General features: G+C 38.8%; 11 protein-coding genes and 1 tRNA gene. 3 read left to right on the top strand and 9 right to left on the bottom strand.

The features are described 5' to 3' along the window. Positions 1–72: 72 nt before the first annotated feature. Positions 73–384: a thioredoxin family protein gene (locus NXS00_RS18035; protein ID WP_258100656.1), complete on the top strand. Its 312-nt coding sequence runs from the start codon at positions 73–75 to the stop codon at positions 382–384. Continuing rightward, positions 365–619 carry a DUF6952 family protein gene (locus NXS00_RS18040; protein WP_258100657.1) on the top strand — a complete coding sequence of 85 codons (255 nt, stop codon included), beginning with the start codon at positions 365–367 and terminating at the stop codon, positions 617–619. Before NXS00_RS18035 ends, NXS00_RS18040 begins: the two co-directional genes overlap by 20 nt. Before the next feature lie 51 nt (positions 620–670). Here NXS00_RS18040 and NXS00_RS18045 read toward each other — a convergent pair whose 3' ends face one another. From NXS00_RS18045 to NXS00_RS18055, 3 genes are all read right to left on the bottom strand, one after another. After that, a complete protein-coding gene (locus NXS00_RS18045; protein ID WP_258100658.1) occupies positions 671–1,237 on the bottom strand; it encodes a hypothetical protein in 567 nt (188 codons plus the stop codon). Between the two features lie 355 nt (positions 1,238–1,592). After that, positions 1,593–1,670 (bottom strand) — tRNA-Val (locus tag NXS00_RS18050). A gap of 111 nt (positions 1,671–1,781) precedes the next feature. Beyond that, positions 1,782–2,438, bottom strand: a complete 657-nt coding sequence (locus NXS00_RS18055; RefSeq protein ID WP_258100660.1) for a DUF2461 domain-containing protein — start codon at positions 2,436–2,438, stop codon at positions 1,782–1,784. Positions 2,439–2,520: 82 nt separating this feature from the next. On the opposite strand from NXS00_RS18055, the gene NXS00_RS18060 reads away from it, so the two are divergent. After that, a complete protein-coding gene (locus tag NXS00_RS18060) occupies positions 2,521–3,645 on the top strand; it encodes a TRAP transporter substrate-binding protein (protein WP_258100661.1) in 1,125 nt (374 codons plus the stop codon). A 217-nt stretch (positions 3,646–3,862) separates the two neighbouring features. On the opposite strand, the gene NXS00_RS18065 is transcribed toward NXS00_RS18060, so the two are convergent. The 6 genes from NXS00_RS18065 to NXS00_RS18090 all read right to left on the bottom strand — a co-directional run bounded on the left by NXS00_RS18065 (position 3,863) and on the right by NXS00_RS18090 (position 13,547). Next, entirely contained in the window at positions 3,863–4,549 is a 687-nt protein-coding gene (locus tag NXS00_RS18065; RefSeq protein WP_258100662.1) for a LytR/AlgR family response regulator transcription factor, read from the bottom strand. Further along, entirely contained in the window at positions 4,546–6,306 is a 1,761-nt protein-coding gene (locus NXS00_RS18070) for a tetratricopeptide repeat-containing sensor histidine kinase (protein WP_258100663.1), read from the bottom strand. Before NXS00_RS18070 ends, NXS00_RS18065 begins: the two co-directional genes overlap by 4 nt. 261 nt (positions 6,307–6,567) lie before the next feature. Next, the gene (locus NXS00_RS18075; protein WP_258100664.1) at positions 6,568–6,747 is read right to left on the bottom strand and encodes a PID-CTERM protein-sorting domain-containing protein; all 180 of its coding nucleotides are present in this window, start codon (positions 6,745–6,747) and stop codon (positions 6,568–6,570) included. 11 nt (positions 6,748–6,758) lie between these two features. After that, positions 6,759–10,856, bottom strand: a complete 4,098-nt coding sequence (locus tag NXS00_RS18080; RefSeq protein ID WP_258100665.1) for a BspA family leucine-rich repeat surface protein — start codon at positions 10,854–10,856, stop codon at positions 6,759–6,761. Positions 10,857–10,983: 127 nt separating this feature from the next. Next, the gene (locus tag NXS00_RS18085) at positions 10,984–11,685 is read right to left on the bottom strand and encodes a LytR/AlgR family response regulator transcription factor (protein WP_258100666.1); all 702 of its coding nucleotides are present in this window, start codon (positions 11,683–11,685) and stop codon (positions 10,984–10,986) included. Next, positions 11,685–13,547, bottom strand: coding sequence for a tetratricopeptide repeat-containing sensor histidine kinase (locus NXS00_RS18090; protein WP_258100667.1), 1,863 nt, complete (start codon positions 13,545–13,547; stop codon positions 11,685–11,687). Before NXS00_RS18090 ends, NXS00_RS18085 begins: the two co-directional genes overlap by 1 nt. Positions 13,548–13,707 lie beyond the last annotated feature (160 nt).

A 13,707-nucleotide genomic window follows, 5' to 3' on the forward strand; every position in this document is an offset into this window, starting at 1 on the left:
AAATTTAATAAATCCAACTATTAGCACTTTTGCATCAGACATCAATCAATTAAGAATATAAGATCGAAAGACATGATAGAATTAGCAGAAGACAACTTAAACGAAATCATAAATAGCAACGAACAAGTAATGGTGCAATATGGCGCGACCTGGTGTGGCAATTGCCGAGTTACCAAACCAAAGTTCAAAAGAATGGCGGGAGAGAATGAAGAAGTTGTTTTTGTCTATGTAGACGCTGAAAAACTTCCAAACTCGAGAAAACTAGCCGACGTAAGCAACCTTCCAACTTTTGCTGGATTTAAAAACGGGTCGCTAGTATCTCAAGCAGCAGGAAACAAAGTAGAAACCATAACCAATATCCTAAATGAGGTTACCAATAATTAAGCACATCATTGATTTCGTAGATCAGAATGATGAGGATTGGGTAGTAGAAACCATTGAATTATTAGAACACATGTCGGAAGCCAAAGGCATCAAAGATGAAGAACTGGATGTGATTGGCGAATTATTATCTAACATGTATGGTGCATTGGAAGTACACAAAGAAGTGAAAAACGGAACTTCTCAGAAAGAGGCACTGAACGGCTTCATGAAACGAGTCATGGGCTCAATCAACTAACACTGAAACTATCTTAATATATAGAAGGCTCCCAATAGGAGCCTTTTTCATTTATTTGATAACAGTAGGATCTAATATACCAGCAGCTAACCAAGCCAGAAAGATCAGAGCCATCAATATATTATGAGCTAATTTCTTTTTCACATCAAGCCCTAAAAAAGCAAATAATACAATAATCATTGCATACTGAGGAACTTGCGAAGATGGCGCCCATCCTGAAATGAACACATTCTGCAGATAGCTCATCACTACAATTGCGAACATGACTAAAAAGAGGGGTTTCCACTGATCAAAATAATACTCCTCTAAATCATTCTCATGACTTCTTAAACCAGTTGGGAACAACATACGAGCCAGCAAGTACAACAATATGGGATATACGAGCAAAAACATCACCAGCGGAGATGTCCACTCCTCAATCTCATGAGTATACTCATAACTATACCACCACTCCTGAAAGTGCATTAAAAAAACAATAAGCACCATCAACGTGTGAGCAAATCCCAATTTCACATTCTTGAGATTTGAAATAGCATCTGCCGCTCCGGTAAGAAGCTGCGCAATACCCAAACCCAAAATCAGCGATTGCAAAACAATGAAATACTCAAAAGGATCCATATTACTCTTATTAAAGTTACAGTATACACCACTACAATAAATAGGTTATTCTTTTGAATAAAATTATCCATTAAATGTCAATCAGTTGACTTTCGAGGCCTAAGCTATAACTACAAAACACCATAACAAGCTTACTTAGAAATGGCAAGCGACACCACATTAAGAAAACTTGAATGTATTTAAACAAGCCTTCTAATAAAAAACTCGATGAAATCTATCAGAACTGAAAGTGATAGGTGCCAAGGGATTGAATTTAGGCACAAAAACTCGTGGATCCACAATTTCGAACCGCATGGTTCTCAACCCACAAAAATAGGCATAAAAAAACCCTGACAGAATTTATCAGGGTTATAAGTGGTGGGCGCTGAGGGATTCGAACCCCCGACCCCCTCGGTGTAAACGAGGTGCTCTGAACCAACTGAGCTAAGCGCCCTTTTTGTCTTTTTCTGAGTTGCTTTTCTGTAAGCGTTTCAAAATCGGATTGCAAAAATAGTAAGGAAGTTTACTAATGCAAGGACCTAGTAAAAAATATTTGAAATAATTTTCAACTTACTGCCACAGCAAGGTAGTCATTGAATGGTTTCATCTGCTGAAATACCTTCACAACCTCCTCTACCACAGAATCTTGAGAAACATTTTGATCACTCACTTCTGTCATAACCGTATAACTTTTCAATTTCAAAAATTCTATGTTCGGATGATCCTTTGGATATCCTTTTGGAGCTGCTTTTAATTTTTCCCCTCTGATTTCTCCAAATACTTTATGAAAATCTGATTGCTCAACAATTTTTTTCAGCTCTTCTGGATTGTAATCTACCTCTTGACGGATCTTTTTTAAGATTTCACCTGCAGGCATGTAAATACCTCCTCCAATAAAGTTTTGACCAGGCTGTAAGTGGAAATAATATGAGGGGTTTTCGGAATGCTTACCACCTTCAGAAATAGCCGCTCCAAAATTGACCTTGTATGGCCTTTTGTCATTGCTAAATCGTATATCTCTATTGATCCTAAAAATGCATTTTCTAGCCTCAAGATCCGCAACAGCAGGTTCAAAAGCAGACATCTGCATTAAAACTTCAGAAATGACCCCAATAAACTCCTGCCTACACTCTTGATACCAAGCCTTATTAGCATCCATCCATTCCTTCGAATTGTGGGCATTTAATTCCGTTAGAAACCTTAAGCTATTTGATAAATTCATGTTGTTATAAACTGATCCAGTTGAAAGTGGTTGTCAGAGATTGACATTTTTTACTCTACGGAAATTAACTAATTTCAACACCATGTCAGACAATAATTCATCCAACAGAAGGAGCTTCCTCAAAAAAGCTAGCTCTGCCGCAGTTATAGCTAGTTCCACAGCCGGACTCACCTCCTGTATATCCGAATCCACAAAAACGGTCAACATAAACTTCAACAACACCTATAAATGGAAAATGACCACTACCTGGCCTCCAAATTTCCCTGTAGTTGGTGAAGGCTGTAAAATGATGGCAGAATGGGTGAAAGAAATGTCTGGCGGTAGAATGGAAATCACGGTTTATGGAGCTGGGGAACTCATTCCTGCATTAGAAGGATTTGATGCAGTGAGTAGTGGCGCTATAGAAATGAACCATGGTGCTGCTTATTACTGGGCCGGAAAACTAATATGTGCTCCTTTCTTCACTGCAGTACCCTTTGGCATGAATGCACAACAAATGGGATCATGGATTATCTCTGGAGGTGGACAGCAACTTTGGGAAGAAGTATATAAACCCTACGACCTCCTTCCTATAATTTGTGGAAACACAGGTGTGCAGATGGGCGGATGGTTTAACAAAGAAGTGAACTCACTTGATGATTTGAAAGGCCTGAAAATGCGCATACCTGGTCTTGGAGGAAAAGTCTTCGCCAAAGCAGGAGGAACGCCTCTACTTGTTTCTGGTGGCGAAATCTATACCAACCTGGAGCGTGGAGTGATAGATGCCACCGAATGGATTGGCCCATATCATGATTATAAAATGGGTTTTCATCAAGTAGCTAAATACTATTACTATCCTGGCTGGCACGAACCAGGACCCGTACTTGAATTGATATGCAACAAATCAAAATTCAATGAACTTCCATCTGACTTACAAGAAATAGTGCGAACAGCAGCTTACAGGCTCAACAGATGGATGATGGCTGAATTCGATTACAAAAACGGCGAATACCTTCAAAAAATCATTAACGAGACAGATGTAGAACTAAAGGCTTTTCCGGCTGAAGTAATGCACGGTCTCCAACAAGCTACCAAGGACACGATAGATGAGTTGGTTGAAAAAGATGAACAGACACGCAAGGTTTATGAACACTACTCTAACTTTAGAAATAACATCAAAAGCTGGATGAACATCAGTGAAAAGATTTTTTACAACGAAATAGGTTAAAAAAACACAGCCGATCTAAGGCTCAAAAACTTGAACTAAAGATCGGCCAACTCCCAACCAGCTATAGGAATTCTTCTGTGTCTTTGTAGTGATCTACCACAATCACTACCCCGTAATGCATATACCAAATCTAACGACACATAGTGACCACATCAAGGAAGGTGGGACGGATAGCCAAATACAGGGACAAAGAGCATTCAATAATAACGCCATTAGACTATTTACCATGCAATTCCCTTAATACTTCGGCTTTAAAATTTCTTGAAATAGGGATTTCCGCATTATTCTTCATTTTACACATATCCCTTTCAACCAACGAAATCTGCCTTTTATTAACCAGGAAGGAGCGATGAACCTGCAAATAATATGAAGGAATTTTATCCAAAATTTCTTTTAGAGTCAATCGCACTTTAATGGCGTTTTCATCCTCATTAATAGCATGAAAAATCAAATAATTTCTGGAAGACTCAATATGATTTATTTCTCTTAAGTCGATATTAAAAAAATGGCTTCCTGAGCCTACATGCAACTCATTAAACTCAACATCAATTCTCGCCTTTGCCAACTGGATTTGAGCTATCAATTGCGCCTGCGTAAATGGCTTGACCAAATAACCCAATGGCTCCACCAAAATAGCTTCTTTAAGCGTATCGGGATCTGAATAGGCCGTAATGTAAATAAAGGGAATATCCCTTTCTCGCAAATAACGACCAATCTGAACACCTTCTTTTCCTTCTCCCAGATTAATATCCAGAACAACCAGGTCCGGACACAAATCACTCATCAATTCTAAGAAGGCATCCTTAGAATACTCGCTAGCCACCACTTCACACCCCATTTCCTCAACATACTGAACAATGAGGTTATTGATAATCGCATCATCTTCACAAACAGCTAATTTCATTGCAATGGATAGTTGATGGACAGGTAAATACTATCAGAAATCCCATCATAAGTAATTGTACCCTTCAGTTGATTAACTAACATTTTAATCAATTTCAGGCCAACAGTCTGTGGATTACTAAAGTCAAGCACTTTTGAAACATCCACAGCACTATCAGCTATTTTCAGACACAACTTACCTTCATTTAATGAGACTCCAATATCGACTGTACCACCATTAATTGGCAGCAATGAATGTTTTATAGCATTGGTAACCAACTCGTTGATAATTACCCCTAATAAAACAGCCTTATCACCAGGAATAACAATGGACTTGAGGAGCGAATTCACATTCACTGACACATTAGATGTGATATTTTCAATTTGCATTTTGATTTCAGAAATCAAATAATTCAAATCTACCCCTTCAAGATTTCCTCTAGAAAGCAACGATGCGTGAAGCATAGCCATGGATTCGAGACGCTCCTTAACTTTATCTAATTCAACTTTTGCCTCCTCGCTGGATGACTGTGATTTTTGAAGTTGTATTAGACCGATTAAAAAGCTTAAATTATTCTTAACTCTATGATGCACATCCTTGAGCAATTGCTCTTTGTTGGTAACAGCCTCTGATAATTGACCATTGATTCGATTTATTTGCTTGTTTTTTGATTTCAAAGACAAATAAAAAATTAGCACAACAACAAGTAAAGCTCCAGCTGTGACTAATGCGATGAGGATTAAGTTAAATTTCTGACGTTCCCGTTCAGCTCTGGCAAGCTCTACTTGCAGTTCCAGTTTTTTACGCTCTACTTCTAAGTTTGCAGTCCTTACCGCAACCTCTTTATTAACTAGTGTAGAACGTTCCAAACTAACTGCTGCTTTGGCAGAATCTAAGTATCGATAAGCTAGCTTAATATCATTGGACAAGAGACTGATGGTTGCCAAATGCTCGTAGTAAGTATATAGGACAGAATACCACTGATACTTTCTTATTACCGGCATTACCTCATTAATTAATTGACTTGCCTTATCAAATTGACGCATTTCAATCCAATGGCTACATAAATTACCCGCAGCGCTCACCCAGTACCGATCATATCCAGCCTCCTTCCACAAATCAATAGCAGTCAACAGTAATCCTTCTATCTCTGCATCATCTCCCATTCGCGCCAAAACAGATGCCAATTCATTATAAGCTTCAGCCATCAAGACTTTATTCCCTGTTTTCTTAGACAGATCCAAATATTTCCTTGTAGTTATTAAAGCAGAGTCCAATTGGTTTGACTCATTGAAAACTGCAGCCTTTCTGCTGAACTTGTAAAGCTCCAACTCCATAGTGACATTTGAAGCGCTTGATAATTTATCCGCACCGTAGAGGTATTCTAATGCGAGCTCAAAATTTCCTATTGCTCGATAATATTCTCCAAGGTTCACATACAATATGACCAGACCAACGTCATCTTTTGTTAATTGATAAACCTTCAGTGCTTCTCTAAATGCTTCAATAGAATTAGCATAATCTCCAGTATACTTTAACAGCCGGGCCTTCAACACCAAACAGTCAGCCAACAAAGATTCATTAAGACTATTACTCATTAAAATAGCTAAATAATCCTTCGCTTCATCAAATTGACTTAGACCGCCCAAGGCTTTAGCTCGGAAATAAGAGAAAACTTGCTTTGATTCTGGACTAAAATCATCAGACATCAACAAACTATCAATCATCAATAAAGACTGAGAAGCATCACTAGTTAGCAGTCTTGCAAATTGATTCATTTCTCGATTAAAGGCTCTTCTCTCCCTCTCATCTATATTAATATCATATAAATCTATGAGTGTATGCACCGGTCGATACTGGTATGACGCTGAAGCACCAAAGAATAAATTTACGAGTGTGAATAGAAATAATAGCTTCTTCACCATTGGAGAATAAGATAGGCCTAAATCCTATTATTTAATAGATTAGCACAAAAAAACCGACTCCTCTTTTGGTGAAAAAGTTGAAGTCGGCTTATCCCAATCAGCTATGATTACTTTTTATTCGCTCTTTCTTAAGTCCCTGATTTTTTTAATCCCATACACTCCTCCCGCAGCAAGCAGCAAACTCAAGCCCCCGTCAATCGGTGTAGCAGGTGGAGCTGATGGCTGAGCCATCGCAGGAAGAACTAATAAAATTGCTGGAAGTATGAATAGGATTTTATATAATATGTTTTTCATGATTGTTTCGGTTATTTCAAGACTACTTTAAATGATTGCTTGCCATCTGTGACGAAGTATACCCCCGCAGGTACTGACATCTGAACTTGCGCTGAATGCTCCAAACTTAGAGTCATAACTTGTTGACCTGAAAGATTTAGAACCTTAAAGTTCCTTTTCACACCGTCTTGAATAGTGAAGTAAAGCGTATTATTAGCAGCATAAACATGCAAGTTATCATCAGTCAATCCAAGAACATTTCTGCTCCTAACAAGAACAAAACGACCATTATTCTGCCCTGACTGAGCCGAAAATTCATATCCAGCACCAGCATCTACGATTTCACCCGTCAGATTATCTCTCAGATATAAAAACTCTCCTTTTGATTCGCTAAAATCTAATTCAATCTTATAGATTCCTTGCTCTGACACATTAAAAGCCAATGGAATTTGCTCCTTTAAGTGAGTGATCGTTTGTATCGCCAATGCATCTTCACCTTTAATTGAATAGATGAGATTAGGTGATGAAGTACTAAATACTCTTCCATCATATCCTTTAGAAAACTCAGTGTTGCTTGCCTCATCATTCCACCCAACAATGGCTTGCTTGAACAGGCCATTGGCATTTGTCAAATTAACTCTAACAATTGATGCTTTTTCATCAGAAGATCTAAAGAAATTACCATCAGCATTGCTGGCACTTACCCTCATAGACTCTGTAAATTCCACCGAACCTGCGCTACCATCCATCTGAATGAAAAAACCTTGCATTGACCCGATATGACCATTCCATCTGGACTCATTATCAGGACCATTATTATCAGTAGCGCCTGTTTTAGTTACCACTATATAATCGCTATTGGACCCTCTTCCAGTATCCGATCCATTGTCATCCCAAACATAGAGCGTGCCTGTAATGTCAGAATTACCATCAATGAACTCATTTACATCTATTGCCGCAGGATAAGGATTACTTAATAAGTGAAATCCATCATTGACAGCAGAAGCAGTATAACTCACAGTACCATCATTTGGTCTTCCTGTGAATTCAATAATTTGCTGCTCTGCCTGGGTATAGCCTCTCCCTGGCACTAATGCATCACTACTTGCGTCTATCCATCTCGCTAAATCATCAGATATCTCTGAAGCTGACTCGTCATAGCTATACACATGACTTCCTAATTGGACCCCAGTTATGGTGCTTCCACCATTTTCCACAGGCACTCCCACAAAACTGTACTTACCGTCACTGTATCTTGTATTTCTAGAAAAAGTAATGTTTTCTGCAATGGTGTTCCCATCATAGGTAATCAAAGAGGAACCTGAAGACACTTCAAAAGTACCGTCATTTGTTAGGTCACCATGAACTTCAATGGACCCATTCAGCACTATACTTGCTCCTGATGAGATGCTTAAGTTATTGCATTCAAACCCAGCAGTATATGTTCCAGATGCCATAACTACATCATCATTAATAGAAGGACCAACACCATTACTCCACGACGATCCATTCCAGGTGATTACATCACAAGACTCTCCACCATCTAAAATGCTCCAGTTAAAATTGTCAATAAGCATTTGTCTGGCATTTCCTCCAGCGCAATAAGTGAGACCATTAGCACCCAGCGACAGGTTACTTTGAAGTCCAGTATTTTGAGCCCAACCGATCAGTGTGTTGTCATAGTTTTCTGTGCTCAAGCCAGCATTCTTAAAAATTCCTCCTAACGTGGTAACACTACTCAAATCCCAGTCTCCCAAGTCCTGATCAAACGAACTAGCACCTTCAAACAAACCACTTGTAGTAGTGACATTACTTACATCCCATGAACTGACATCCTGATTAAAGACGGTATTATTACTAAATGTGGAGCCCATCGAGGTTACGCTACTGACATCCCAGGATCCAATATCCCCATTGAATCCCGAGTAGGCAAATGCCCAATCCATATTAGTAATATTGCTAACATCCCAATCACTTAAATCGCTGTTGAAATTGGAACATTGATAAAATGCCCTAAACAGACTGGTTGCAATCGATAAGTCTGGTATATCTGTTGCAGTCATTTCCAGATTGGTGCACTGAGCAAAAGATCCATTCAAGTCCCACCACTGCGTATCTCCCCATTGCACAATTTCAATGAGTTGCTTCATCCCTTTATTGTCAACTACTCGGAAGGTATGATAATCGCCACTTACCGAAATTAAATAATCTCCATCAGCAGCATAGGTATGCGTGGCTTCTTTTACCACATCTTCAGACACCTGACCATCACCCCAGTCAATGTCAAACTTTCCAAGATATACTCCACTTGCATAGTACCTAACCTGGTTATAATCCGCAGTACCATCATCTTCTATATGCCACTTGGTGATGAAAGGATCTGGACAGACTTCTGTATCCCCTTCAATATTCCAATTATATGTATCAATCAAAGACGCTCTTCCATCTCCGCCTTCACAGTATTCCAAACCAACACCTCCAAAACGAACATTCGATTGTAAACCGCTCAACTGGGACCAGCTATTAAGTATCAAATCGTAATTGGAAGAACTAAGTGAAGTATTATCAAAAATATTCCGCATGTTGGTCATACTGGTCACGTCCCAGTCGCTTAAGTCCTGATCAAATGATGACGCGCCAGAGAACATAAAGTAAGCAATAGTAACGTTGCTAACATCCCAACCTCCAATATCTTGATTGAATGATGTAGCTCCAGCAAACATGCTCCCCATATTGGTAGCAGATGAAGTATTCCATCCACTGATATCTGCATTGAAGCCAGGCACATTCTGAAACATTACCGAAAAACTCGCCCCGGAACTAACATCCCAAGATGAAAGGTCGGCAGCAAATGCACTTGCATTTTCGAACATGTTATTAAAGCCCGAAACCGAAGACACATCCCAGCTCCCAATTTCTTGATTAAAAGCAGTGGCACCTCGGAACATGCTGGACATATTGGTCACATTACCAGTATTCCAAGACCCAATATCCTGATTAAAAGCTGTTGCATTGTAAAACATCAAATACATATTAGTCACCTGACTTACGTCCCAACCTCCAATGTTTTGATTGAATGACGAAGCGCCTCTAAATGCAGCATATAAATTGGTAACTGCTCCTACATTCCACGATGAAATATCTCCATTAAAATTAGTGGCATTATAAAAAATCTGCTGGAGATCTGTAACTGCACTCACGTCCCAGCCTGATATATCTGAATTGAACGAACTGGCTCCATAAAATAAACTATTCATATTGGTGACGCCACTTACATCCCAGCCACTAAGGTTTCCATTGAATGAAGATGCATTTTTAAAGACACTGGTCATGTCTGTAATCCCACTCACATCCCACGAGGTGAGGTCTGAATTAAAATCTGTAGCATTCTCAAACATGTTGTTCATAGCAACCAAAGCAGGGGTAGTCCATCCACTTAGATCACTCGCAAAACTAGAGGCTCCATAAAACATGTATGACATATCGGTCACACTACTCGGGTTCCAGGTACTTAAATCGGAATTGAAGGAGGAAGCTCCATAGAACATTCTATTCATATCAGTTACAGCACTAACATCCCAATCACTTAGATCTCCATTGAAGGAAGATGATCCTATGAACATTTCACTCATATTGGTAACACTACTCACATCCCATCCGGTAAAATCAACTGTACCAAGACCTGCGTTTTGAAACATATTGGACATGTCTGTCACGTTAGTAAGATCAGGAACATCTGTGGCACTAACCACCAGATTGGAACAATTACGAAACATCTGATTCATGGAAGCCCACTGAATATCTCCCCATTGAACCACTTCAACTAGCTCCCATGTATATGAAAAACTGAAAGGAAAATTCAGAATCGGATACTCTCCATAAATCTTAATGGTTTTCACTCCCGAGGTTGCATAATCATGCACCACTCCTCCACTGGAGGTTTTTGACTCAATAGTACCATCTCCCCAGTCTACGGTGAAGTTGTAACTGTAACTGGAATTTTGAGGAAGCACCACTCTTACTCCTCCATTAGTATCCCATTTAGTGATAAACGGATTTCCGGTAGGTTGTGAGAAAAGAGCAAAACTTGCCAGAAAAAGCAAGCACAATAGCGGTATAGTTTTATTCATCTTTTGCTGTTTAGGTTTATAAATCAGCAGTGAAGATGTCTTTAAATCAATAATGAATCATCCCGCTTTTAAGGGAAGAGCGAGTAAAACCTAGTAAAAAGAATGTTAAAATGAGTAAACGGAATCCCTACAAAACCGGCAAGCTATCCATAAAACTCTTGCGGTACGACTTACCAATCTGCACCTTATGAGCTCCAATAAAGACATATCCTTCAGAAATAGAATTGATCTTATCAAAATTGATCAAATGCGACCGATGAATTCTTCTAAAACCAAAAGGGAGCAACTTATCTTCAATACTTTTGAGGGTATGACTGATGAGATATTTTCCTTTATCGGTATAGATGAATGAATAATTGTCACTAGCCTCTACGAAAAGGATATCTGATGACATGACGGAAACCACCTCATTTCCATCTCTAACAAAAAACTTTTCCGGGGTACGATTGACGATTTCAGATTGTCTAGTAACTGAGCGGGACAGGGCAATTTCTAAATTAACAACCAGGTCTTTTTCGCTAAAAGGTTTTACCACATAGCCTGCCGGATTTGTCAGTTTTGCACGGTCTATTGTGGCCTGATCATAATAGGAAGTAAGAAAGATAAACGGAATATCTAAACGAGCAGCCAATTCTATCCCATCCATCTGTCCTTCGATATTCACATCTAGCAATGCAATATCGATATCAGATTTGGCAATCTCCTCTAAAGCATCGGCAGCCTCATCCACCATAGCCACAACTTCGTAATTGTTCTTTGTTAGTATACCCGAGATATCATAAGCAATCAACGGCTCATCCTCTACTATCAGTACTTTCGCTTTGCTCATCACACCAATTTATATCTACTCATTACCAATTCCACTGAGGTTCCTTCTGCATTGTTTACTGACAGTTTCCCTTTTACTTTTATGGACAAAATATTCACCATCTTCCACCCAAATGAATTTAAATTGGAGAGATCAACTTCATTCATACCCACTCCATCATCTGCTACTCTGGCGACTAATTGATCTCCTTGTTGCTCCAGTCCTACTTCTATATGACCAGTTTTGCCATCAGGGAATGCATACTTGATACAATTTGTGATCAGCTCATTAACAATTAATCCTAACGGAATGACAGTATCAATGTCCATTTTCAAACCCTCAGCATTTACCGAAAAATCCACCCGTTCTCTATCCACCCCGAAAGCACTGAACAGCTCACCACATAAATTCTCCAAATAGTCCTGAACATCCACTCCCCTGACATCATCAGCAGAATACAACCTTTGATGAATCAATGCCATGGATTTTACCCGATTTTGTCCCTCACGCACGGCATGTACTGCAGCATCATCTGTCAGTGTATCAGCCTGCAAATTGAGCAAACTAGAAATTACCTGTAAGTTGTTTTTAACCCGGTGATGAATCTCTTTCAATAGAGTTTCACGCTCAGCGAGGGACTCTGATATTTGGTTATTTTTGATTTCAAGAATCTCAGAAGTTCGTTTTTTAGTATTGTACTGATAAAACAAAAAGCCCGCAACAACCATCAACAACAAAAACCCTGAAATAAAAATATTACGCTGGTTATTAGACCTTGCTAATGAAAGTGCCGCATTTTTTTGCACCAACTCAAGCTCCGCAATTTTCTGTCTACTTTCTGCGGTCTCATACTTAATGTTAAGTTCTTGAACCAAAGACTCCTGACGAATACTGTGCAAGCTATCCTTGAGGTAATCATAGTACTCCATCATTTGTTCCGCTCGCTGATAGTTATTGTGCAGCTTTTCAAATTCCACATCAATCCCAAGCAACTTGATGTACACATTCAGGTCTCCAATTCTTTTTGCAAAATAATAGCCACTATCAAGACAAATCCGAGATCTTTCAAATTCTCCTCTTAAGAAATGGTATTGCGTAAGGTTTTGATAGACAATGCCAAGTGCAGAAAAATTACTTAGTTGACGATTATAGCTAATCGCTTGATCACTAAACTCAATGACTTTTTCATGATTGCCCAATTGATCATGAATGATCGCTCCATTCAAATATATTTTAGCCATCAAACGTTTTTGGTTTTGCAACTCCTTGTCTTGGAGTAAACCATTATAAATAGCTAGGGCTGAATCCGGCTTATTTATCCTACCATACCATGTTGCCAAATATATTCTTGCGGTATAATTCTTATCCTTTTCAAGTGCCAGAGATCTATCATAAAAACTTTTAGCTTTTTCCAGATCATTTGACCGCTGAAACAAAAAACCCATAGATGTATATACCTCTGCAACTCGATCAGGAATGCCAAGACTATCATAAATTCGTATTGCCTGAGTATAATATTTCTGAGCTATACTCATTCTCCCCAAAGAAAGATTCACATCACCTAAACCACTCATATTATGAGCCAAAAATTTTGGTTGTGCATTACCTTCCGCACTTTTTAACCCTAATTGATAATAAAACAAGGAAGAATCGTAATTGGCTTGAATCCAAAATGCTTTACCGATTAGTGCATTCATTTCGGATGATCTAAGAGAATTGTTCTTTGACCTCAATAACTCTTTAATATAATAAATCGCTGAATCGGGATTATTATCTAAATAATGCTCAGCTTTTTCTATGTATTCATGGTCCATTTGACAAAAACCAAAAACAGTCTGAGCATATAACACCATCAAAATGATGTATCGCAGTGAATAACGCATAGGGCCACGTTGTAATTAACTGATAAAAGATATAACCAAACTAAGAATAAATACTTTGAATTGGAAAAAATCAAAGACTCTATTAGACGAAACACGTCAAACAACCGTCTATTGAATCATACAACCTTACAATAAACGTACAATTTGCGTTTATTATTCA

It is taken from the genome of Marinoscillum pacificum, from assembly GCF_024714495.1.
GTDB lineage: Bacteria > Bacteroidota > Bacteroidia > Cytophagales > Cyclobacteriaceae > Marinoscillum > Marinoscillum pacificum.